Origin of the sequence: Mesorhizobium sp. PUT5 (genome assembly GCF_052216645.1) — a bacterium.
GTDB lineage: Bacteria > Pseudomonadota > Alphaproteobacteria > Rhizobiales > Rhizobiaceae > Mesorhizobium.
Genome location: NZ_JBQOSO010000003.1, coordinates 2,699,867 through 2,722,754, shown reverse-complemented (window position 1 = coordinate 2,722,754; position 22,888 = coordinate 2,699,867). Strand labels below are relative to the sequence as shown.

Annotated in this window: 18 protein-coding genes and 1 pseudogene; 10 read left to right on the top strand and 9 right to left on the bottom strand. The window is 62.6% G+C overall.

The window, feature by feature from the left end; translation table 11 throughout:
- Nucleotides 1-3 precede the first annotated feature (3 nt).
- The 4 genes and pseudogenes from ACTDI4_RS14810 to ACTDI4_RS14795 form a co-directional block, all read right to left on the bottom strand.
- The gene (locus tag ACTDI4_RS14810; RefSeq protein WP_442841873.1) at nucleotides 4-2,373 is read right to left on the bottom strand and encodes a xylulose 5-phosphate 3-epimerase; all 2,370 of its coding nucleotides are present in this window, start codon (nucleotides 2,371-2,373) and stop codon (nucleotides 4-6) included.
- A 34-nt stretch (nucleotides 2,374-2,407) separates the two neighbouring features.
- Nucleotides 2,408-3,406 carry a ribose-phosphate pyrophosphokinase gene (locus tag ACTDI4_RS14805; RefSeq protein WP_442841872.1) on the bottom strand — a complete coding sequence of 333 codons (999 nt, stop codon included), beginning with the start codon at nucleotides 3,404-3,406 and terminating at the stop codon, nucleotides 2,408-2,410.
- A 31-nt stretch (nucleotides 3,407-3,437) separates the two neighbouring features.
- Nucleotides 3,438-5,549 carry a heavy metal translocating P-type ATPase gene (locus tag ACTDI4_RS14800; RefSeq protein WP_442841871.1) on the bottom strand — a complete coding sequence of 704 codons (2,112 nt, stop codon included), beginning with the start codon at nucleotides 5,547-5,549 and terminating at the stop codon, nucleotides 3,438-3,440.
- A gap of 215 nt (nucleotides 5,550-5,764) precedes the next feature.
- A pseudogene (locus ACTDI4_RS14795) lies at nucleotides 5,765-5,920 on the bottom strand (universal stress protein); the annotation flags it as partial.
- A gap of 339 nt (nucleotides 5,921-6,259) precedes the next feature.
- Between ACTDI4_RS14795 and ACTDI4_RS14790 the strand changes: the two are divergent.
- The 3 genes from ACTDI4_RS14790 (at nucleotide 6,260) to ACTDI4_RS14780 (ending at nucleotide 8,610) form a co-directional block, all read left to right on the top strand.
- Nucleotides 6,260-7,387, top strand: coding sequence for a YVTN family beta-propeller repeat protein (locus ACTDI4_RS14790; RefSeq protein WP_442841870.1), 1,128 nt, complete (start codon nucleotides 6,260-6,262; stop codon nucleotides 7,385-7,387).
- A 58-nt stretch (nucleotides 7,388-7,445) separates the two neighbouring features.
- A complete protein-coding gene (locus ACTDI4_RS14785) occupies nucleotides 7,446-8,069 on the top strand; it encodes a Spy/CpxP family protein refolding chaperone (RefSeq protein WP_442841869.1) in 624 nt (207 codons plus the stop codon).
- Between the two features lie 88 nt (nucleotides 8,070-8,157).
- Nucleotides 8,158-8,610: a DUF411 domain-containing protein gene (locus ACTDI4_RS14780; protein WP_442841868.1), complete on the top strand. Its 453-nt coding sequence runs from the start codon at nucleotides 8,158-8,160 to the stop codon at nucleotides 8,608-8,610.
- A gap of 173 nt (nucleotides 8,611-8,783) precedes the next feature.
- Here ACTDI4_RS14780 and cueR read toward each other — a convergent pair whose 3' ends face one another.
- Both cueR and ACTDI4_RS14770 read right to left on the bottom strand, forming a co-directional pair.
- Complete coding sequence (gene cueR / locus ACTDI4_RS14775; protein WP_442841867.1) at nucleotides 8,784-9,233, bottom strand: Cu(I)-responsive transcriptional regulator; 450 nt, start codon at nucleotides 9,231-9,233, stop codon at nucleotides 8,784-8,786.
- Between the two features lie 62 nt (nucleotides 9,234-9,295).
- Complete coding sequence (locus ACTDI4_RS14770) at nucleotides 9,296-11,794, bottom strand: heavy metal translocating P-type ATPase (protein ID WP_442841866.1); 2,499 nt, start codon at nucleotides 11,792-11,794, stop codon at nucleotides 9,296-9,298.
- Nucleotides 11,795-11,952: 158 nt separating this feature from the next.
- Between ACTDI4_RS14770 and ACTDI4_RS14765 the strand changes: the two genes are divergently transcribed.
- Nucleotides 11,953-12,147: a heavy-metal-associated domain-containing protein gene (locus ACTDI4_RS14765; protein WP_442841865.1), complete on the top strand. Its 195-nt coding sequence runs from the start codon at nucleotides 11,953-11,955 to the stop codon at nucleotides 12,145-12,147.
- Between the two features lie 246 nt (nucleotides 12,148-12,393).
- Nucleotides 12,394-13,893 carry a multicopper oxidase family protein gene (locus ACTDI4_RS14760; RefSeq protein ID WP_442841864.1) on the top strand — a complete coding sequence of 500 codons (1,500 nt, stop codon included), beginning with the start codon at nucleotides 12,394-12,396 and terminating at the stop codon, nucleotides 13,891-13,893.
- Between the two features lie 95 nt (nucleotides 13,894-13,988).
- On the opposite strand, the gene ACTDI4_RS14755 is transcribed toward ACTDI4_RS14760, so the two are convergent.
- Both ACTDI4_RS14755 and ACTDI4_RS14750 read right to left on the bottom strand, forming a co-directional pair.
- A complete protein-coding gene (locus ACTDI4_RS14755) occupies nucleotides 13,989-15,326 on the bottom strand; it encodes an ATP-binding protein (protein WP_442843360.1) in 1,338 nt (445 codons plus the stop codon).
- A 62-nt stretch (nucleotides 15,327-15,388) separates the two neighbouring features.
- Complete coding sequence (locus ACTDI4_RS14750; protein ID WP_442841863.1) at nucleotides 15,389-16,114, bottom strand: response regulator; 726 nt, start codon at nucleotides 16,112-16,114, stop codon at nucleotides 15,389-15,391.
- 181 nt (nucleotides 16,115-16,295) lie between these two features.
- Here ACTDI4_RS14750 and ACTDI4_RS14745 point away from each other — a divergent pair, with 181 nt between their 5' ends.
- Both ACTDI4_RS14745 and ACTDI4_RS14740 read left to right on the top strand, forming a co-directional pair.
- Nucleotides 16,296-16,781, top strand: coding sequence for a calcium-binding protein (locus tag ACTDI4_RS14745; protein WP_442841862.1), 486 nt, complete (start codon nucleotides 16,296-16,298; stop codon nucleotides 16,779-16,781).
- 205 nt (nucleotides 16,782-16,986) lie between these two features.
- Nucleotides 16,987-17,373: a DUF302 domain-containing protein gene (locus ACTDI4_RS14740; RefSeq protein ID WP_442841861.1), complete on the top strand. Its 387-nt coding sequence runs from the start codon at nucleotides 16,987-16,989 to the stop codon at nucleotides 17,371-17,373.
- A gap of 289 nt (nucleotides 17,374-17,662) precedes the next feature.
- On the opposite strand, the gene ACTDI4_RS14735 is transcribed toward ACTDI4_RS14740, so the two are convergent.
- Nucleotides 17,663-18,040, bottom strand: coding sequence for a hypothetical protein (locus ACTDI4_RS14735; protein ID WP_442841860.1), 378 nt, complete (start codon nucleotides 18,038-18,040; stop codon nucleotides 17,663-17,665).
- A 1,000-nt stretch (nucleotides 18,041-19,040) separates the two neighbouring features.
- Between ACTDI4_RS14735 and ACTDI4_RS14730 the strand changes: the two genes are divergently transcribed.
- The 3 genes from ACTDI4_RS14730 (at nucleotide 19,041) to ACTDI4_RS14720 (ending at nucleotide 22,883) form a co-directional block, all read left to right on the top strand.
- Complete coding sequence (locus ACTDI4_RS14730; protein WP_442841859.1) at nucleotides 19,041-19,823, top strand: Crp/Fnr family transcriptional regulator; 783 nt, start codon at nucleotides 19,041-19,043, stop codon at nucleotides 19,821-19,823.
- Nucleotides 19,801-20,766: a LysR family transcriptional regulator gene (locus ACTDI4_RS14725; protein ID WP_442841858.1), complete on the top strand. Its 966-nt coding sequence runs from the start codon at nucleotides 19,801-19,803 to the stop codon at nucleotides 20,764-20,766. Before ACTDI4_RS14730 ends, ACTDI4_RS14725 begins: the two co-directional genes overlap by 23 nt.
- 122 nt (nucleotides 20,767-20,888) lie before the next feature.
- Nucleotides 20,889-22,883, top strand: coding sequence for a conjugal transfer protein TraG (locus ACTDI4_RS14720; RefSeq protein ID WP_442841857.1), 1,995 nt, complete (start codon nucleotides 20,889-20,891; stop codon nucleotides 22,881-22,883).
- The last annotated feature ends 5 nt before the right edge of the window (nucleotides 22,884-22,888 follow it).

Sequence of the window (22,888 nt, the reverse complement as noted above, 5' to 3'; positions counted from 1 at the left end):
TCCTCAGATCGCGGGTTGGGAGAGATCGGCGGGGTTGCCCCGGCCGTCGATTGCGGCGCGTTCAGCTTGCGTAAGCAGTTCGTCGCGCGACCATCCGGCAAGCTGGACCGCTGCATCGGTCAGATGCGCCCAGGAGCAGCGATTGGCGAACAGCATGCCGGCGACATCGAGCGTGCCGCCCCGGCTGATATAGCCACGCGCGACTGTCCGTGTCGGGCCGCCGTCCAGCCGGCGCAACAGGCCGAGCATCGGCTCGGGCCGCGTATGGGTTACGACGACGCGGGGCAGTTCCGTGGGAAACAACGCCGCCACCTCTTCGTCGTTTGCCGCGAAAGCGGCTTCGAGCGGATCGCGCGGCGCGCGGAAGCGGCCGGGCTCGCAAACAGCCGTCACCACGATCCGGTGGCCATGTCCCTTCAACCGATGGGCGGCCTTGAGTGCTTCCTCGAGCTGATAGGCGCCGACCGCCACCAACTGCAGGTCGGCTTCGCCGGGATCGCCATCGATATGGGCCGCGCCCTTGGTCACGAACCGACCGGCCGCCGCGCCATCGAGCCGGTGCGGCATGTCCCGCTTCGACACGATCAGGCAGGCCACCTGGCCGCTTCCGTCATAGACCGATCGCAGCGCGGCCATGGCGCTGTTCGCGTTGACCGGAAACAGCACCCGCGCGGTGTCCGACATCTCGCCGAGCAGCGCCTCGCCGATCGTCGGGTCCTGGTGCGATTGCTCGTTCTTGGAGTTCTCCCAGGTGTGGGAGGTGACGACGAGGGGCACCGAGATCCAGCCGGGCTCCAGGCCGATCTCGCGCTGACGCCGGGCGAAGACGATCTCCTGACGCAGGCCCCCGAGCATCTTCATCGCGAAGGCCTCGTAGCTGACGATCAGGTTGAGCCCGCCCTTGTTGGCGAGTGCGGCACCGGCCACCGCCTCTTCGTTCAGCGCGGTGATGACCGCGCCGTCCACGGCGTCGGCTATGCCAGTCTCCGATGTGTTGACGCGGTGCCGCAGACGATCGAGTGCAGCGCCCATGTGGTTGGAGCGCATCTCGTCGGGATTGCCGACCCGCGGCCGCAGGTCCGGATTGGCGTCGACGACGCGCACGAACCAGCGGTCGAGTGCGTGCATTGCACAGTCCGGCGGATCGCCCGCGCAGGTCCATTCAGGTTCGGGAAGCTGCGGCGTTTGCGGGCGTCGCAGTGCGAGCGGATGCCGGCTTTCAAGCGGCCGGTTCTGACCGTCGTGGACGGCCAGCGCGCCCACCGCGCGCTCGATCTCGCGCGGAGGCACGAAGAGCGCCGCCGCAGCCTCGTTGAAGGCGTTTTGCGCCGCGTCGTCGCGCGACGGATTGCCGTCGATCGGCAGGTTGTGCGCGGCATTGGTGCCGGCGCCCGGAAAGCCAAACCCCTTGACTGTCTCGGCGATTACGTAGGGGATGGGCGCGGGATATCTGTGGCCGGGATCGGCGGCGAACCGTTCAAGACGCTCCTCGGCCACGAGGATCGCCCAGGCAAAGGCGGCCGGGTCGCGGCCGTCAATGGCGAAGGGATCGAAGCCGTTGTGGCGAAGATGGGCGGCAAGCCAATCGGAACCGCCCTGCTGCGCAATCTGTGCGCGCTCCTCGATCCGCCGCCCATTAAGGATCATGACCGGGATTGCATGGCCGGAGTCCTCGGCTCGCCACCAGCGGGGCGTCCAGTCCGAGCCGCGCTGCTCCTCGAAAGCACCGTCGCTCAGGAAGGCGACGAGGCTCTCCCCCGGAAGCGGCATGTGGATATATTGAACCTCGGCGAAACCAAGATAGCCGCCCTCGGAGATCGCGCCGGCGGTATTGGGGCCGGCGTGGCTGCCGAGCGGGACCGCCGCGCGGCCCTCCGCGTCGATGGCGTAGGAATAGAAGTCGGCCGCGAGTTGAGACAGACCCTTCTCGGTCCGGTCGTAGCGGCCCTTCTGCCTCGGTGAGACGTCGCCGGTTAGCGCATTGATGGCCTCGATCGCCGCGACGCAATGGCCTTGCCCCATCAGCCAGGAGCGGGTGGTTCCAGTAAGCGCATTGGCAACGAGGTAGCCGACAAAGGCGGGGACCATGTTGAGCGAGCCGCCAGTATGGCCTTCGGGCGTCGGCTTGAAGGCGTCGGCGGGCAGAGGCGCGCCGGAGAGATCGACGCGCCGGGCATAGGACATGTGGACGACGGTCCACATCGCGGCCGAGGTCAGGCGGTCGGCGGCAGCAAGGATGCGGTAGAGGGCTTGCGGGTCAATGCGGCCGGACGCGGCCAGCGCATTAACGCGCTCCACCGTTTCATTATTGTGGGCAATTAGGCCATAGCCCTTGCGCCAGGTCTCGAATGATCCCGTTGTCGTCTCGCTCATGCCGTTACCGCTTTCAGTCAGTTTTTCTCGTTTGTCAGTTCACGCCGCCCGTCCAGGGCGGCGGATCGCTGGCGGGAAAGGAATCAAAGCCAGCCTGTTCCACTTCGTCCAACGGCTCCGGCGGACGCCGGTGACGCACAAGATCGCTGTCGCCGGCATCCGTGGACCCAATGGCGGCTGCAATCAAAGGGGCGAGCGTGACTGTATTGCTCTCGTGCTGCACGGAATCGGCCGAGACGATGCGGTCGCAGAGCGGGGCGAGGCGTTGGAAGGAATCCTCGGCGAATATCCCATGCACCACGGCAACGACAGGCCGGGCAAAGCCTTGAAGATATAGCTTTCCGGCAGCGTCAACTAGCGTGTTGCCAGAGGAGGCGATATCGTCGGCGAGCACAAGCTGTCGGCCACGCCATTCCGAAAGGTCCGGCAGCTCGATATCGACATTGCGGTCTCCATGGCGGACCTTGCGCAGCACAGCATGCGGGGCGCCGATGCGCGCGGCAATGGCGGAGACCCACTGTTCGCTTTCCTCGTCGGGGCCGACGATCAAAGGCTTCTCGACCTCGTCGGCGATCCAGTCAGCCAGGAGCGGCGCGGCATGCAGCGTATCCGTAGGGATCGTGTAGAGCGCCGAAAGAGCCGGATAGCGATGAAGATGCGGATCGACCGTGACCAGCCGGTCGAAGCTCGATGAGACGAGCCGCGCGAAGCTCCTTGAGGTCACCGCCTCACCGCGCTGGAAAAGGCGATCCTGACGCATATAGGAAAGGTACGGGGCAATCAGGTTGACCTCGCGCGCGCCGAGCGCGCGGGCGGCGTCGGCGACGAAGATCAGGCGCAGGAATCCGTCATCGGGCCGGACCAGCGTGCAGACTAGGTCGACGGCCTTGTCCTTCACCTCTGAGAGGATGCGAATATAGGTCTCGCCGTCGGGAAAGCGGCGCGTCTCCAGCGCGCCAAGCTCCCAATCTCCTTCGTCGGCAAGGCGTCGCGCGAATGCCTCGTTGTCCGGCAGCGGAAGGATCAGCCGCATGACGGAGTTCCAGGTCGTTCGTTGATCGCCGTCATTTGTGCCTCCGGTAGGAGCGCAGGAACTGGGCGTTGATTGCGACGATGACGGTGCTGGCCGACATGAACACGGCCGCCACCGCCGGCGTCATCATGAAGCCGGTTCCGAAGGTGATGCCAGCCGCCATTGGAATCGCGACTGCGTTGTAGGCCGTCGCCCAGATGAGGTTCTGCACCATCTTGCGGTAGGTGGCGCGCGAAAGGCCAAGGATCGCGCCGACGTCGCGTGGGTCGCTTCTGACCAGCACCACATCGGCGGATTCCACGGCGACGTCGGTACCCGCACCGATGGCGATCCCGAGATCGGCCACCACCAGCGCGGGCGCATCGTTCACGCCGTCGCCGACCATGGCGACGGAGAGCCCGCGCGCTTGCAGTTGCTCGATCTTCTGTGACTTCTGGTCCGGCAGCACCTCGGCGAAATATTCGGCAATGCCCAATTCCTCGGACACCGCCTTGGCAACCCCCTCGGCATCGCCGGTAAGCATCACGGAGTTGATCCCGAGTGCCTTCAACTCGGCGATAGCCGCCTTCGATTCCGATCGCACGATGTCGGCCAGCGCGAATAGCGCCCGCGGCTCGCCGTCGCGGACCAGGACTACTACGGTCTTGCCCTGAGCCTCCAACTGCTTGAGCCGCTCGTGGCCGATCGCTTTGCCTTGCCTCGCGAGGTGCCCGGGGCTCACGATACGAATGTCGTGGCCATCGACCTTTGCGACGATGCCCTCTCCGGTGATGTTGCTGACGTCGCTCGCCTTCAAGACGGTCAAGCTGCGAGCCCTGGCCTCGGCGACGATGCCATGGGCAATGGGATGCTCGGACTGGCTCTCGGCCGCTGCGGCCAAGGCGAGTTCCTCGTTCTCGTCACCGCCGGCGAGCAGCACGATGTCGCTGACGCCAAACCGGCCCTCCGTCAGCGTGCCGGTCTTGTCGAAGACCACCACGTTCAGGTTGCGCGCGCGTTCAAAGGCTGCACGGTCGCGGATTAGAAGCCCGTTACCCGCGCTGAGCGAGGTGCTGACGGCGACGACGAGCGGAACGGCAAGGCCGAGCGCATGCGGGCAGGCAACGACCATGACCGTCACCATGCGCTCGAGCGCGAACTCGAGCGGCGCGCCGAGAACGAGCCACCAGACGAAGAGCGTACCAAAGCCGACGGCGAGAGCGATGTAGGTGAGCCATGAGGCGGCGCGGTTGGCGATGTCCTGCGTCCTGGACCGCGTCGCCTGCGCCTTCTTCACCAAGTCGATGACCTGTGCAAGATAGGTGGCACCGCCAGTAGCGGTCACCTCGATGGTCACGGCGTTGGCGCCGTTGATCGCGCCGCCGATCGCGGTGGCACCGACCGTCTTGGAGACTGGGCGCGATTCGCCGGTCAGCATCGCCTCGTTGAAACCGGACGACCCCTCGATGATCTTCCCATCGACGGGCACCTTGGCACCGGGCCGCACCAGTACCCGGTCTCCTGGCTGGAGGGCGGAGATGGGAACCTCGTGCGTCGAGCCGTCGGCGTCGATTTTCGTCGCACTGTCGGGGAGCAGCCGGACCAACTCTTCAAGGGCGCGTGACGCGCCCATGACCGACCGCATCTCGATCCAGTGGCCGAGGAGCATGATGGCGACCAGCGTCACCAATTCCCAGTAGAAGGCTTCTCCCGGAAAGCCGAACGTCGTCGCGGCGGAGAAAAAGTAGGCGGCAGAGATCGCCAGCGCGATCAGCGTCATCATCCCGAGTTGCCGCTTGCCCAACTCGGCCATGAAGCCGGTGAGGAACGGCCATCCGCCATAGACGTAGACGATGGTGGAAAGGCCGAAGAGCACGAGCCCGTCACCGGGAAACGCCAATGTCTTGGCTAGGCCAAGCCAATGCTGGATCATCGGTGACAGCAGAAGAACGGGCGGTGTCAGGACCAGCGTGACCCAGAACCGCCTCCGGAAATCAGCGATCATCGCGCCATGGTCGTGGCCGCCGTGCCCGGCATGCTCGGAATGGCTGGAGCCGGCCGCGGCTACCATCTTCGGGTCGCTGTAGTAATCCTCACCCCCTCTATGCCCCGTTGCATGCGTCTGATGGTTCTTACGGCTATGGTGGGAATGCGGTGAACTCATCAGGATCTTCCTTGTTGTGACCGAAGCAGCGTTGGGCTGGCAAAATTCTACGACCGCTCGAGCAGACGCAAGGGTTGGGCAGGACTATCGCTCCAGTTTGGAACATCGTCGCTTCGTGCCTCTGAATCCTTGATCCAGGTTAAAGTCTGCTACAGCCCATAACTGGGCTCGGATCGAGGGGCCTCACGCGGCGTAACGACTGTCCCGTGGCGAAACTATCTCACAACCAAGACAGGGAGCGATGACCGGCTGACCACTTCGTGGGTCTGGCGGCCGAGGAGCAGGCGCCCGAGCCCGCGGCGGCCATGCGAGGCCGTGACGATCAGGAAGCACTCCTTCGCGGTTGCGGCTCCGAGGATTGCTTTAGCTGGCTACCCCAAGCCAACCGATCCTTGCGGAATCGAGCGCACCAAGTTCACGCGCCGTCGGTAGAACGCACTTGCGCTCGCCCGCTCGGAAAAGATTTTCAGCGTCTGCAAGTTCTACGCGGAGGGAATCTCCATCTTTGATCCAGGTTAAGTGCCGACACATCCCATTCATCTATGTCTTGAAAAGGGTGGCCGGTTGGCTCCGTCGAATTGCGGTTTAAACCACCCCGGTGCCAGCACTGGCGAATAGCTACCCACTCACCCCGGTGCCCACGAACGGCTTGGCGGGCGAGGAAAGCAACACAGCAAGTATGTCGGCAGAGAGCCGAGGAGAAGAGGATTATGACAAGGAACCATCTTAACAACACGACGGCAATAGCTGCTTCGCTTTCGGAAGACCGGACGACGATTCCGCGGCGCGCTGCCATACTTGCGCTTATCGCGGCATCTGCCATGGCCTTGGCGATGTCCTTCACATCTGTAGCGAAAGCAGAGCCCGCGGCGACGGGCATCGTCTACACGGCTGACGAATATGGTAATTCTGTCAGCCGCATCGACTTGGGAAGTGGAAAGGTCGATATCGTTCCGGTCGACATCACTCCACACAATGTCCAGTTCGTGCCTGGCAGCAACCTTCTGCTTGCAGTCGGAGTTCCCCTGCTGGACGGAAAGGAAGAAACACATGGAAACAGTAGCGGCGGCCACGGCAGCTCAATGGCGGCGGGCGAACTGATCCTCCTCAATACGGCTGACATCTTGTCCGGATCAAAGGTTTCGATCGCCGTCGGCGGCCATCCCGCCCATGTGATCGCCGATGCGGAAGGCAACCGCGCCTACGTCTCAAATTCCGAGGACGACACCGTGTCGGTCATCGACCTCGAGAAGGGCGAGGCTGTCGCGACCGTATCCACAGGCGACTATCCGCACGGCCTAAGGATGAGCCCGGACGGCAAGTCCATCTACGTCGCCAACGTTGAAGACGGCACTGTCTCGGTCATCGACACGGATTCGCTCTCCGAGGTGGCACGAATCAAGGTCGGCACCGCACCCGTCCAGGTTGGCTTCACCCCCGACGGGAGCCGCGTCTACGTCTCCCTCCGCGACGAGAACAAGGTGGCCGTGATCGATACAGCCACTCGCCGGGTAACGGCGCGTATCGATGTCGGCCGCGCGCCCATCCAGGTCCACGCGACGTCGGACAGCCGCTACGTCTATGTCGCCAATCAGGGCACCGAGACTAAGCCCGACGACACCGTTTCGGTCATCGACGTAGCAAGCGGAAAAGTCGTGAAGACAATCAGGACGGGGGCAGGCGCGCACGGCGTCACCGTCAGCGGTAACGGCGAATTCGTCTTCGTCACCAACATCATCGACGGCACCGTTTCGGAGATCTCGGTCGAGAGCCAGTCTGTCGTCCGCACCTATCGGGTCGGCAAGGGTCCCAACGGAATCACCTATCAGGCTCGCTGAACTAAGTGGGGCGGCATCCCGCCGCCCCACTTTTACACCAGACAAAGGAGCAAAGACCATGACCACTCTCATGAAGGGAATGCTTGCAGCGTCACTGCTGCTTTCCACGCCCGCTCTCGCGGAGGAGGCTCATCATACACCTTCCGCAACCGCAGGAGATTCCGCTGCCGATATCGTACCGCTGCCGAGTACAACGAACACCATACCCGGCGGTGACGCCACGGGAATGATGGGCGCCGACATGATGAAGATGATGAAGGACATGATGGCCAGCCATGCTGGAATGATGCGGGGCATGATGTCGGAGGAAGGGAGAGCCGACGGTGCACCCATGCGGGAGATGATGTCGCCCGAACACATGGAAGGGCGGATCGCTTTCCTGCGAACCGAGCTGAAGATCACCGAGGCGCAGCAGCCACTCTGGGAGGCGGTCGCCGAGGTCTTGCGTGCCAATTCTGCCGCATCCAAGGGCATGCTGCCTGCAATGATGGGTGGAATGACGCAGCCGGATGCATCCTTGAGGCCGCTACCGCAGAGGCTCTCGGACATGGAGCGCATGCTTTCGGCCCGTCTTGATGGGCTGCATCGCCTGAATGCAGCGCTCGAACCCTTCTATGCGTCCTTGGGCGAAACCCAAAAGGCGACAGCCGATGATCTGCTCATACCGATGGGCGTGATGTGAACGGCGGTCGTATCAGCGTTGTCGGTTAACGCCGAGGCCGCTGTCGAGGCGATGTCCATACCAACACAATGAAGGAAACGAGGCTCAAATGATCACCTACAAGAAGTCGATTCTGGCCGCTTTAGCGCTTCTGGCGTCGGCGTCGGCAGCGGCGGCAGGACCGATCACAGTGTACAAGACGCCGTGGTGCGGCTGCTGCCATGCATGGGCCGAGGCCGTCGAGAAGGCGGGCTACCAAGTGACGTCGGTGGACTTGGAGGATCTTACGCAGGTCAGGAAGCAGGCCGGCGTGCCCGCCGACATGGAAGGCTGCCACGTCGCAGCAGTTGATGGCTATTTTCTGGAAGGTCATGTGCCGCTCGAAGCGATCGGCAGGTTGCTTTCCGAGCGGCCGGACGTCGCGGGCCTCGCGGTCCCGGGGATGCCGCAGGGATCGCTTGGCATGGGAAGTGGCCCTGTTGACAACTACGAAGTCTATGCCGTCCCGCGTGAGCAGTCCGAAACTCCTTCGGTCTTTTACAAGGTGGGTGGTCGAGGGTAGCGGCTGGGAAATCGGGCAATATTGGAGTTCCAGCATCTCGCTGCAGAGACGCTCCCAATCAATGCCCCCGCTGCAAATATAAACGAATGTGGTCGACGCTTCTTGGTCATCAAGCCTGAAATCATTGCCGAAGGCTTGAACAGGTGGCCACGCCGCGCCGATGCTGTATTCCCTCATTGCGACAGACGTGCAATTGCACCGGGACGAGACTGGATCGACAGATCCTCGTCCTCCGGGTCCGTCTCAAGGCTTTGCAGGATCGGGCAGTGAGGGCGGTGGTCACCGCGGCAGGCGTTGACCAGCATAGAGAGCGAATGGGCCATGTCCTGCAGACCCTTGATCTTCTTTTTTAGTTCGGTGATGTGGCCTTGCGCCAAGCGCTTGACCTCGGCGCTCTGCCGGGTCTCATCTCGCCACAGGCCAAGAAGATCGCTGATCTCGGCAACCGAAAAGCCGAGATCGCGCGCGCGGCGGACGAAACGCAGCATATGGACGTCGGTGTCCGAATAGTCGCGGTAACCGGAAGGCGTCCGGTCGGCGGCGGGAATGAGGCCGGTCTGCTCGTAGTAGCGGATCATCTTGGCCGAAACGCCCGATTCTTTTGATGCCTGGCCGATGTTCATCGATAGTCTCCCTAAAATGGCGCGGCCGCCGGCCCGGATATGGGGTCGGCTGCCGCGGCTTGTCAGTTCGCCATCTTGAACGTGCGCAACCGCAGCGCATTGCCGAGCACGAACATACTCGACAAGGCCATGGCGCCGGCAGCAAAGACTGGCGACAGCAAGATGCCGTAGGCTGGATAGAGCAGACCTGCCGCGACCGGGATCAGCGCCGTATTGTAGGCAAACGCCCAGAACAGGTTCTGCCGGATGTTGCCGATCGTCGCCTTCGACAGCGCGATCGCGTTCGGTACGCCCTGCAGGCTGCCCGACATCAGCACCACGTCCGCCGCCTCGATGGCGATGTCGGTGCCGGTGCCGATGGCCAGCCCCACATCCGCCTCGGCCAGCGCCGGGGCGTCGTTGATGCCGTCGCCGACAAAGGCTATTTTGCCGAACCGGGCGCGAAGGCGGCGCACCGCGTTGACCTTGCCGTCCGGCAACACTTCGGCCGCCACCTCGTCGATCCCGAGCCGCGCCGCGATGGCCTTGGCCGTGCGCGCATTGTCGCCGGTGATCATCGCCACCTTGAGGCCGAGGGCGTGCAGGGCCTTGATCGCCGTGGGCGTGGTGGCCTTGATCGGATCGGCCACGGCGATGATTGCCGCGAGCTTGCCGTCGATTGCCGCATAAAGAGGCGACTTGCCCTCGTCGCCCAGGCGCGCCGCAACCTTGGAGAACAAGGCCACGTCATGACCGAGCCGGGCCATGTAGCGGTCGGCGCCGATCTCGACGCGGCTGTCGCCAGCCTTGGCGGCAACGCCAAAGCCCGTCACCGATTGGAAACCGGACACGGCCGGCGGGAGGATGTCTTCCGCGGCAGCGGCGGCCACGATGGCGCTGGCAATTGGATGCTCCGACATGGCCTCGACGGCGGCGACAAGTCCCAGAACCGCCGAACGGTCAAAGCCAGCGGCCAGTTCCAGATCGGTCAGCGCAGGCTTACCTTCTGTCAGCGTGCCGGTCTTGTCGAACGCCACCACCCTGGCATCCTTCAGCAGTTGCAGCGCCTCGCCCCTGCGGAACAGCACGCCGAGTTCCGCGCCGCGGCCGGTGCCGACCATGATCGAGGTCGGCGTCGCCAGCCCCATGGCGCACGGGCAGGCAATGATCAGCACGGCGACGGCATTGACCAGCGCGAAGGTCAGCGCCGGCGACGGGCCGAAAGCGAGCCAGGCGGCAAAGGTCAGCGTCGCGACGGCAAAGACAGCCGGCACGAACCACATCGTCACCCGGTCGACCAGCGCCTGGATGGGAAGCTTGGAGCCTTGCGCCTCCTCGACCATGCGGATGATCTGCGACAGCACGGTGTTGCCGCCGACCGCCGTTGCCCGGAAGGCGAACGCGCCCGTCTGATTGACCGTGCCGCCGACGATGCCGCTGCCCACCGTCTTGGCGACCGGGATCGGCTCGCCGGTGATCATCGATTCGTCGACATAGCTGGCGCCTTCGACCACTTCGCCATCGACAGGCAAGCGTTCGCCGGGACGCACCTCGACGATATCGCCGGGCACGACCGAGTCGATCGGCAGGTCGAGCGTGGCGTCGTCGCGGCGCACGCGCGCCGTCTTGGCCTGCAGGCCGGCCAGGCGCTTGATCGCTTCCGAGGTCCGGCCCTTGGCGCGCGCCTCCAGCAGGCGGCCGAGCAGGATGAGCGTCACGATGACGGCGGCGGCTTCGTAGTAGACATTGATCGTGCCGGCCGGCAACAAACCGGGCGCAAAGGTGGCGACCAGCGAATAGCCATAAGCCGCCAGCGTGCCGACGGCCACCAGCGAGTTCATGTCGGGGGCAAGCCGCCAGAGCGCCGGCAGTCCCTTGCTGTAGAAGCGCATGCCCGGACCAAAGAGCACCAGCGTCGTCAGCGCGAACTGGATGTACCAGCTCCACTGCATGCCAATGGTCGCCTCGATGAGGCCGTGCACGCCCGGAACAAGATGCGCGCCCATCTCGATGGCAAAGACCGGCGCGGTCAGCACGGCCGCACCAGTGAAGGCGCGGACCAGTTCGCGGTGCTCGGCGTCCTTGCGCTCGGCTCGCGCGGCATCTTCGTCGCCGCTGCCAGCGGCCACGCCGATCAGTTCCGCCTCATAGCCGGCAGCCGCGATGGCCGCGATCAGGGTCGCGGCATCGGCGCTGCCGTGGATGGAGGCGCGTTTGGTCACCAGATTGACAACCGCGTAGCTCACGCCCGGCACCGCCTTCAGAGCGCGCTCCACGCGGCCGACGCAGGAGGCGCAGGTCATGCCCTCGATCGCCAGCTCGGTCGAGCCTGCCGAACCTGCGGACGACACCGGTACGGAATAGCCGGTGCGCTCGACCGCCTCGACCAGCGTCGCGCGGGCAATGGCCGCATTGGTCGTGATGCTCGCGCGTTCGGTGGCCAGATTGACAGACACGTGCTCGACGCCGGGAACGGCCTTCAAGGCTTTTTCGATGCGGCCGACGCAGGACGCGCAGGTCATCCCCTCGATGGGGAGCGATATCGTTCCTGGCATGTCTGTTGGGCGCATGGGGGCATTCATCGCCACCTCCTTTTTCTCGAATTTCAAGTTCGAACACAAGATGAGGCTTCCAACCATGGTAAGGTCAAGGCCCATTTTTTCTTCTTAGCACCCCTTGACCTTACCATGGTTGGAAGCCTCATCTTGAGCGTCATGAGACCCAACCAAGGAGAATTCTCATGGAACTCACAATCGAGAACATGACCTGCGGCGGCTGCGCCAAATCCGTCACCAAGGCGATCCAGTCCGTCGATCCCAACGCCAGGATCGAGACCAACCCCGCCGCACGCAGCGTCAAGGTCGAGACGACAGCGAGCACGGCAGCCCTTCAACAGGTTCTCGAAGAAGCCGGCTATCCGGCAAGTGCGACCTGAACAGGGGCGAATGGGAAAACTCGCCGAAGAGGTGATCAAGACCAGGAAGGCGAGATTGCCATGATGGAGGCATGGCTCGCCGACCACGGCGAGTAATCATCGGATGGCAGCTCCTGAGAGCCGCCCTTGGCCAAGAAAAGAAACTCAAGACAGGGTTGAGCGGCCTCGCCGTCGACTGTCAAACGACCGAGAGGAAGACGATCAATGCATCGGCGGACATTTATAACGAGCCTTGTGGGTCTCGTCGTGGCCAAGCCTGCAGCAGCCCAGATGAAGCACGATATGGGTGGCATGAGCGGCCACGGTAATCACAAGATGCCCATGACGGGCACGAACCCCATTTTGTCGGAAGGGCGGCCGCTCAAGGACTTGCCCCGTCTCCCCAACCAGTCAGCTGTGCCTGGTGTATTCAAGGCAAAGCTTGCAGCAGAGCCGGGTGTCGTACGGTTCGCCGAGGGGCTCGATACGCCTGCGCTACTTTATAACGGCACTAATCCCGTGATCGAAGCCAGCGAGGGCGACAAAGTCGAAATCAGCTTCAGCAATGGAATTCCGGGCGAGCCCACGACGATCCATTGGCATGGCATGCCAGTGCCGGCCGACCAAGATGGCAATCCGAGCGACCCCGTAGCCTCGGGTGGCGAGCGCATCTATGCATTCGACCTGCCGGAAGGCAGTGCGGCATCCTATTGGTTTCATCCCCATCCCCATAGTTTGACCGCCGAGCAGGTCTATCGCGGACTAGCCGGCATCTTCCTGGTCAAGCCGAAAGACGATCCCATCCCGCCGGAATATGGTGACACGATCCTCATGCTCACCGATCTCAGGATTGCCGCCGATGGAACGATGCCAGACAGCACGATGGTCGATTTTATGAACGGCCGCGTCGGCGATCATGTGCTGGTCAATGGTCAGAAGAACCCGGCGATGGTAGTAGCGTTTGGTGAAAAGCGCCGCCTGCGTCTCTTCAACGCGACGAATGCGCGGTTCCTCCGGCTCAAGTTCGAGAATGCCAGCATGACCGTCATTGGAACGGACGGCGGCCTGATCGAAAAGCCTGCCGCCGTCGACGAGCTACTGCTCACGCCGGCCGAACGCGTTGAGTTGATTGTTTTCTTCGACAGGCCCGGAGCCGCCAAGCTCACGACGCTCGACTATGAACGCGGCTGGATGGGGCCAGATAAGCCCAATGAGGCCGGCATGATCCTGCTGACCGCACACGTATCGGATGAGGCGGCGGGTGCGATGCCGCCCCTACCGGCAAAGCTGCGGTCCATCGAATCCCTAGGAAACCCGGTGGTCACGCGCCGCTTTGTGCTGACGGAATCCATGGGCGGAATGGACCATGGGGGCATATCGATGCAGGGCATGGATCACTCCAACATGTCCATGTCTTCCGACAGCATGGGAATGAAGTTCATGATCAATGGCGCCACCTTTAACATGAACCGCATAGACGAGGTCTCGAAGGTCGGGCAGGTCGAGCTTTGGGAAGTCGTCAACGAGGCGGATATGGATCATCCGTTCCATGTGCATGGGACACAGTTTCAAATCGTAGAGCACGAGAAGAACGGGAAGATCTCTACGCCTTTTTATCGCGCGTGGAAGGACACCGTGAACATCGTGGCCGGCGAGACGGTCCGGATACTGCTGCGCCAGGATCTGCCGGGGCCGCGCATGTATCACTGCCACATCCTCGAACACGAACAGCTTGGCATGATGGGTACGGTTGACGTTCAAGCCTGATCTGGATCAGTGAATGAAACAAAGACCTGCCGCGACGGTGTTCGCGGCGGGTCTTTTTCATTGGGGGCGAACGACGGGACCTCATCGCACCTTGATCAGGCCTCTCCGATGGGCAAGCGAACAACGGCTTCCAGGCCTCCATCGACCGCGTTTCGGAGCAGGACCGTCCCGCCATGTGCCTGAATGATGGTCCGGGCAATTGCGAGGCCCAGGCCGACGCCCCCTGTGTCGCGGCTGCGTGATCCTTCCAAGCGGACAAATGGCTCAAATACAGCCTCAAGCTGATCATCGGGCAATCCCGGCCCCTTGTCGGCGATGGTGATGACGGCCATTCCCGGTTCTTGCGTCAGCGTTACCTTCGCCACGCCGCCATAGCGAACCGCATTGTCGATCAGGTTGCGCAGCGCGCGGTTCAGAGCCTGCGGGCGGATAGTGGCGGGCAGCGGCTGCGATGCGGCAAGGGTGGCCCTGTCCCCGCCAATATCACCCACCAGATCACCCAGCAGCACGGCGAGGTCGACTTCGGCGGCGGGCTCCGCCCTCGTCACACCGCGTGCGAATTCCAGCGTGGCCTCGACCATAGCCTGCATTTCCTCGACCAGTGCCTTCAGCCGGATGCTGTCCTCGGTTTCATCAAGCATCTCGATTCGGAGCCGCATCGCGGTCAGGGGCGAACGCAGGTCATGGCTCAGGGCGACAAGCATATGCGTGCGCTCGTTCACGAAGCGGGTCAGCCGGCCTTTCATCCGGTTGAAGGCCTGTGTGGTCTCGCGTACTTCGGACGGCCCCGTCATCGGCAGCGGATCGGCATCAAGGCCGCGGCCCAGCCGGTCGGCGCCGACGGCGAGGGCGCGCATCGGGCCGACGACACGCCGCGCAGTCCACCAGGCCACCAGAGCCACGGCCACCGCCATCAACAGCAGCGGCAACAGGGCTTGCGGCGAAAGCTGCGGGCCGGGGCGATGAAACATCGTGCGCACGTTCAGCCAATCGCCCGCAGCGAGACGGATCGACAGCGTCAGTTCGATGGGGTCGGTGTGTCCAGCCATCATCGCCTCGTGCATTGGGCGCATAGCGGCGGGCATTGTATCCGGCATCGGCAGGGGAGCGACGGAAAGTGCATGAACATCGGCGCGGACTTCCCGGTCCGGCTCGCCAAGGATCTGCCGGATCTGGCTGAGAACCAGGTCCGCCTCGGCGCTGTCGCGGGACGCTTCAGGTTCTGGTCCCACCTCGAACCTAACCAGAGGCGAGTCTGCCGCCCGCAGGATGGACGGGCGCAGATCGGGTGGGGCACTGTCCAGAAGCAAGACCACATTCGCTGCGCGCCCTGCGGCCTCCAGCCCCAAGGCAGCCCGGACCGCCCGGTTCCGCTCATCTGTCAGCAGCAAAAGGCCAAGCCCCTGCGTGACGGCCAGCGCCAAAAGCAGCATGACCAGCAACTGTCCTCCCAGGGATTGAGGAGACAGCCTGCGCAGGAAAGGGGAGCGCGGGTTCACGGTATCTCCCTCACATCGGCAGCAAGGCTGTACCCGCCACCCCAGACCGTAGCAATCAGCGCAGGCTTGGCGGGATCGGCCTCGATCTTGCGGCGCAGGCGGCTGATCTGGTTGTCGATGGTGCGGTCAAACACTTGCGCTGCGCGGCCCGAGGTCAGATCCAGCAGTTGTTCGCGGCTGAGCACGAAGCGCGGCCGTTCGAGGAACACCGTCAGCAGGCGGAATTCGGCGGTCGTCAGCGAAACTTCGTCGCCATCGGCTTCGGTGAGGGTTCGGCGGTCGGTATCCAGTACCCAACGGTCGAATGCCAACCTGTGCCCGGCAAGGCTGCCGCCCACCACTTCCGCCCGATCGGATCGGCGCAAGATCGCCTTGATCCGGGCCAGCAACTCGCGCGGGTTGAACGGTTTGGGCAGATAATCATCGGCGCCGACCTCCAGCCCCACGATGCGGTCGGTTTCATCGCCCAAAGCGGTCAGCATCAGGATCGGAATGCTGCCTTGTGCGCGAAGGCGTCGGCAGACCGACAGGCCATCTTCGCCCGGCATCATCACATCCAGCACGATCAGATCGAACTGACCCACCTTCATCGCCGCATCCATCGCCACGGCGTCAGCGGCGGAAGTCGCGCGCATGCCGTTCCTTGCCAGATACTTCACCAGCGCGTCGCGGATCTCGCGGTGATCATCGACGATCAGGATATGGGGTGGCTGGGTCATCATTTTGTCTCCTGATGCTGACCCTAGCTGAACCTGTTGGCATTGCGGGCAGAAGATTGTCGTAAACCTCTTGCTGCGCCGCCGCTTGCGACAGTTTGATACAAATCACCGGTCCGCCTGACAAACCTGTGGGACACCTGCCCCCCAGATTGCACCCATCGCAATCCAATCCAGGAGAGACGGAATGAAAAGCTCGACAAAATTCGCCCTTGCAGCCATTGCCGCCCTTGGCCTTGCCGCCGTTGCGTTGCCGGTGAGCGCCCAGCAAACCCAGATGCAGCATGGCGGGATGATGGGTGGCCATGACGGCATGATGATGGGCGGGATGGGCATGACGATGGGCGGGGCTCAAAGCTACGCGATGGCCACCTTCGACACCAACAAGGACGGCACGCTCAGCCCCGAGGAAATGACGGCGGGCATTCAGGTCGAACTCAAGACCTATGACACCGATGCCAACGGCACCCTGTCGCTGGAGGAATTCGCGGTGATGCACGCGGCCCATACCCGGCCGATGACGGTGCGCGCCTTCCAGATGCACGACGCCGACGGCGATGCGCAAGTGACGGAAAGCGAAATGGCCGCGATGGCTGCGATGATGCAAAGCCATATGGCCAGACAGCAGGACGGCATGCCGGGCATGGGCAAGGGCATGATGGACGACGACTGACAAGCGCTTGTCTCCACCAATCGGGCCAGAGGCCGGTTGGCGGGGTACCAAATCACGGATCAGGAGGCATCGATGATGAACGGCTATGGTATGGGTCTGGGCATGGGCTTTGGCTGGATCTGGATGATTATTATCCTGGTGCTGGTCGGCCTCGCGATCGCGGCGTTGGTCAAATACCTGCGCAAATAGTTCGGAAGGTGAGTCAATGGATTACACGATCAACCGCGTGATCGCGGATGCGGATTTTGATGCGGTTGACACCCGCACCCGTGCGGCCTTGGCCGCGCATGGCTTTGGCGTCCTCACAGAGATCGACGTCAAGGCAACGATGAAGAAGAAACTGGATGTCGAGATGCCGCCCTACCGCATTCTTGGCGCCTGCAACCCGAAAATGGCGTATCAGGCGATCGGGATGGAGCCGCGCGTGGGGGCAATGCTGCCCTGCAACGTGATCCTGCGTAAGGTCGAAGGCGGGGTTGAGGTGAGTGCGATCGATCCGGTGGCCTCGATGCAGGCGATCGACAATTCCGGGTTGCACGCAGTCGCGGGCCAGGTGCGCGATCTGCTGGCGAAGGCCGTTGCTGCGATCTGATCAGGCACACAGCGACAATCCGCGCTTGACCTTCCAATACTGGGAAGGAGCACCTTGATACCGGAGGCCCGTGCATCGGCCGTCACGCGGAGCAGTCCGCGAAAGGAGAACGCCATGACCACGACCTATCCGCACGCAGGTCATGTCCATGCAGACCTCGAAATGTCTGCGGGGCACGCGGGGTCCGCAACCGGCGTCGAGCCGCTTTTAAGCAAGTCCTCGGCGACGAAGAGATCATGGATACCATTGAGTTCACAAAGAGCACGTGGCCGGATGTGATCCGCGGCCGTCAGGAGCGCCGTAATGCTCCCGTTGTCTCCGGGTAGGCCATGGGCAGCATCTCGAAGCTGGCGGCGAGATCGTGAACAGGGCACACGCAAGATCCGAGCCGTACGTCGATCCCCGCGGCCGACAGTTTGTCTCTCTCGGGCTGCGAAATGAAACCGCAAACGAGTCGCGTGACACCGCTCTTAAGGATGAGATCGCATATCGACTGCTTCGTCCGTTCCGTGTTGGCAAGAAACCCGTGCTTGGTGGCGCGCGGGTCGATAACGAGAATTCCTTCGCATTTTGCAAAGAATGGACTGAGCATCGTCTTGCCGTGAGCATGAGCCACAAGCAGTGCGATACAGAGCGTTCGATCAAAGAGCGATGTGGTGGATGTCATGCTCAATGCACAGGAGAATGATCCAGTTTAGTATGGTAGCGCCACCGGGGCGCCCTATCTTTAACCTCGATCAAGCACATTCTCGTTCATTGGACCAGTTGCGGCGCAGTCCCGGTGCGTGTCGAGTTTCATACATTCGCCGTCGCTGCGAGCCGGGCGTTTGATCAGGATCAATGCGAGATGGGGTTTTGAATAATGGAGTAACTTAGCGCAATGTTTCGCACTGGACGGAAGGATCAAACATTGCTCTAAGTCACAGGACTCTGATGGTGTTGAATATAACGAAGATCAAACTTAGCAAGTGAATTACCCTATGCTGCGGATTCTCGCATTCCTCTTTGTTTGTGCGACCTTCGTCCTCGGACCGGGCGGAGAATCTGCGACTGCTCATGATGGTTATGTAGCCGAAGCAGTGTTTTCGGATGTCGACAGGACGATTGGCGCAATTGCGAGCGCTACCACACCTCATGAGAACGATTGCCCCCCAAACCAGGTCTATTGCAAGGCCATGTGCGCGCCGTGCCAAGCGCCACTTCCTTCATATCGAAGCCCAATTCTCGGAATCAGCGAGAAGTCGTTAACAGCCTTCTATTTTCGCAACGACTGCTTGCGCTCGATTATTCTCGGCCGCGATCCCCCAGTCCCTCGAAGCCTCGTCTAGCCGGCCGACCAGCCTCTAGCAGTCGTAACCTGCATCCGCAGAGTACACCACTGCTGGCATGAGAAGTGTGCCTGGTCGAGCCAGGTCCGGTGCCGCCTTGCCCCGTAGCGATGGCGCCACGGGACCACACTCCATCAATCTTTGATTGGCTGCGAAAGCAGCTGCCCGAACGGGCTTAAGCCCGGGAGGTGTAATGTGAGCTGGGATCGAGCGACTTTACCAAAAGAGACAGCATCGATCGTCCGCAACGGTTGGACACCAATCGAGCGCGGTCGGAATGGACCAGGTTTTCGTGAATTGGCGTCATCGTCTGGAGTCGCGCGCCTGGCAAATGGACTATTGCGCGAGCTGAAGCAACTCCCAAACAGCCTGACAAAAAGCATTGCTGATAACCAGCGTGGGCAGGTCGATCGGGATGGCGCCGATGTGTCCGCCGACATCAATCGGTTTCGGCTAATATCAGGATACCGATCCGGAGATCGCAGGATCGAAGCTGGCCGGGACCTGTTCAGCATCGGCTCGCCCGAGGACGCCATCTTCAACCTGCTGGACGGCTGGGTGGCGCTTTACACGCTACTGGAAGATGGACGACGGCAGATCGTGCAATTCGCGCTCCCCGGTGCCGTCCTCGGTCTTTTTCCAACGCGTGGCGCGCAGGCGACCTTCGGCGCGCAGGCACTGACGGACACGGTGTTGTGCGTGATACCGCATAGCAAACTGTCCGAGTTTACCCGCGACGAGCCGGATATCGCCATGCGGCTGGCGCGTTCGCTGGCACGCGACTGCAACTTGGCATTTGATCACATGACAAGCATCGGCCGTCGATCGGCGCGCGAACGGGTTGCCCATCTTCTTCTGGAGTTGTTCGTTCGGTATCGGGCGCAATGGCCCGGGCATCGGATAGAGGAGATGTGTCTCCCATTGACCCAGGAGCAGATCGGGGATGCCACGGGTCTCACCTTCGTGCACGTGAATCGCGTCTTGCGTGTTCTTCGCAAGGAGCGAATTGCGGAGTTCCACTATCGGCGCCTCCGGATCCTCGACCCCGACAAGCTGATCGAAATAGCCGGGATCGATCCGCAAATCGCGATGGCTTGGCTTGATCAGCGTCCCGGATCGTGAATCGCAGTGGAACTGCAAACCAGGCGTCGATGTGGCGGAGCCTCCCCTTGGCGTGCCAACGGCATCGAACCGCTTCGTTCGCAGCGGATATCTCCAACCCATCGTTCCGAAATGGGGAACTCCAACCGGTCCTGCCCGGACAAGAGTACCGACGCACCGGGAGCAAACAACCGCTGTCGTCGAAACATCTGCCGACGACGATTACGAGGAGAGTGAACTTGAACTGCCAGGCTCCACCATGCGGCGGCGATTGATTGAAAAAGGCATCGAGCAACCATCGGCACTGTTGAAGGGGCGCATTCCGCTAACATCGCTCGTCCAAACCTTGGCGGTCGCGGAGTATCTGAACTTCCGCCATGCAGCCAATGTGCTCGGCGTCAGCCAGTCGAGTGTCAGCACGCGCGTCAAGCTGCTGGAGCAGGAGCTTGGAATCATGCTGTTCGAGCGCCTGCCGCGCGGCGTGCGGCTGACCAATGCTGGCCGCCGCTTCGTGGAAGAAGTCGCCGCGGGCGTCGAACGGCTCGATCATGCGGTGAAGACGGCAGGAATGCTGGCGCGCGGCGAGGACGGGCTCATTCGCGTTGGTGTTCATGCCCTCCATCCGGTCGGCTTCCTGATCGACTTGCTGAACCGTTACCGCGAACTGCATCCCCGTGTCGATATCCAGATCACCGAAGGTGCGACACGCGACACGTTAATGCAACTCCGTGCCGAAAATCTGGACGTCACCTTTGTGGCAGGCACACCTGTCGTCCCCTTCATCAACCCCAAAACCGGGGTCCCTTTTGCACGAAAATACAGGGTCCCGATTCCACGGTCATTGACACGCACGCGAAATTGCTGGGAAAGCCATCTCGCCCGCGCGCAATGGATGACGAAACAGGGCTACCGACGGATTCTCGAACAGGCCGTCGAAGAGGAGCGGAGCACGGTGCTGCACTGACGCGGAGCGTCCTTTTTCTTCGCCATGGTATCCGGCAGCACGCCGGCCTTTGTTTTTTGTTGCTTCTCGCCCGAACGCTTATTCTCTGATCGGCTCCGTCTCTTTTGCCGATTGGAGCCTTCATGTCGGGAACGCGCGTCCTTTGGGGTCAGATCACCGTCGTCTTCGCCGTCATCTTGACGATGACCTGGGCGGCAAGCCAATGGACGGCGTGGCGGCTCGGCTTTCAGGCGCAGCTTGGAACGCCGTGGTTCGAGCTGGCCGGATGGCCGGTCTACTACCCGCCCGCGTTCTTCTGGTGGTGGTATTCCTTCGACGCCTACGCCCCGTCGATCTTCGTCGAAGGCGGGATCATTGCGGCGTCGGGCGGCTTGATCGCCATTGCCGTCGCCATTCTCATGTCGATCATCCGCGCCCGCGAGGCGAGGAACGTCGCCACCTACGGCTCCGCCCGCTGGGCTGGAGATGCTGAAATCCGCAGCGCCGGTCTTCTCGGCCCCGATGGCGTCGTACTCGGCAAGCTGGATCGTGCCTATCTCCGCCACGATGGCCCGGAGCATGTCCTTTGCTTTGCGCCGACGCGATCCGGCAAGGGCGTGGGCCTCGTCGTGCCGACGCTGCTGACCTGGCCGGGCTCGGCGATCGTCCACGACATCAAGGGAGAAAACTGGACCCTGACGGCCGGCTTCCGGTCACGGCATGGCCGCGTACTGCTGTTCGATCCGACCGATACGAAGTCGTCGGCCTACAACCCCCTGCTTGAGGTCCGGCGCGGCGAATGGGAGGTGCGCGATGTGCAGAACATCGCCGACATTCTCGTCGACCCGGAAGGAAGTCTCGATAAGCGAAACCATTGGGAAAAGACGAGCCATAGCCTCCTGGTCGGCGCGATCCTGCATGTCCTCTATGCAGAACCCGACAAGACATTGGCCGGCGTCGCCAGTTTTCTGTCCGATCCGAAGCGCCCGGTCGAAGCGACGTTGCGCGCCATGATGTCGACGCCGCATCTTGGGAAAGCCGGCGTTCATCCCGTCATCGCGTCGTCGGCGCGCGAGCTGCTGAACAAGAGCGACAACGAACGCTCTGGCGTCCTGAGCACGGCCATGTCGTTCCTGGGACTCTATCGCGATCCCGTCGTGGCGAAGGTAACGACGCGCTGCGACTGGCGCATCTCCGATCTGGTCGGAGGCCGCAAGCCCGTGAGCCTCTACCTCGTCGTGCCGCCGTCCGACATCAACAGGACCAAGCCGCTGATCCGGCTGATCCTCAACCAGATCGGCCGGAGACTCACCGAAGAGCTGAAGGCATCAGGCCAACGTCATAGGCTGTTGCTGATGCTCGACGAGTTTCCGGCCTTGGGGCGGCTGGATTTCTTTGAATCGGCGCTCGCCTTCATGGCCGGCTACGGCCTCAAGAGCTTCCTGATCGCGCAGTCGCTCAACCAGATCGAGCGCGCCTATGGGCCGAACAACTCGATCCTCGACAACTGCCATGTCCGCGTCGCCTTCGCCACCAACGACGAGAGGACCGCGAAAAGAGTGTCGGATTCGCTCGGCACCGCGACGGAGCTGCGCGATTCCACCAACTACGCGGGGCACCGGCTTGCGCCCTGGCTTGGTCATCTGATGGTGTCACGGCAGGAAACGGCGCGGCCGCTGCTGACTCCCGGTGAGATCATGCAGCTCCCACCCGCCGACGAGATCGTCATGGTGGCGGGAACGCCGCCGATCCGCGCGAAGAAGGCGCGCTATTTCGAGGATGCGCGCCTCACCGAACGCATCCTGCCGCCACCCGAGCCTGTCGAACCCCATGCCCGCGCGGCAGCGCGATCGTCGGACGACTGGTCAAGCCTCGCGATCCCGGTCACGGCGCCACCGGCGGCGGCCAAGGACGGCGGCGGCAATGACGGCGATCCCGCCAATGCCGGCATCCGCCGTGAACCGGAGTTGCCCGAGCATGAGGAAATCGTCACGGCTGCGCGACCGCCTGAGCACGAGTTCGACATCCTCGATGATGAACCGGACGTCGACACCGCCAAGGCGCGGGCGATGCGGCAGCAAATGCGCATCGTTGCGCGTCAGGCGTCGATGAACCCGTCCGATGGCATCGAACTGTAGGAGAC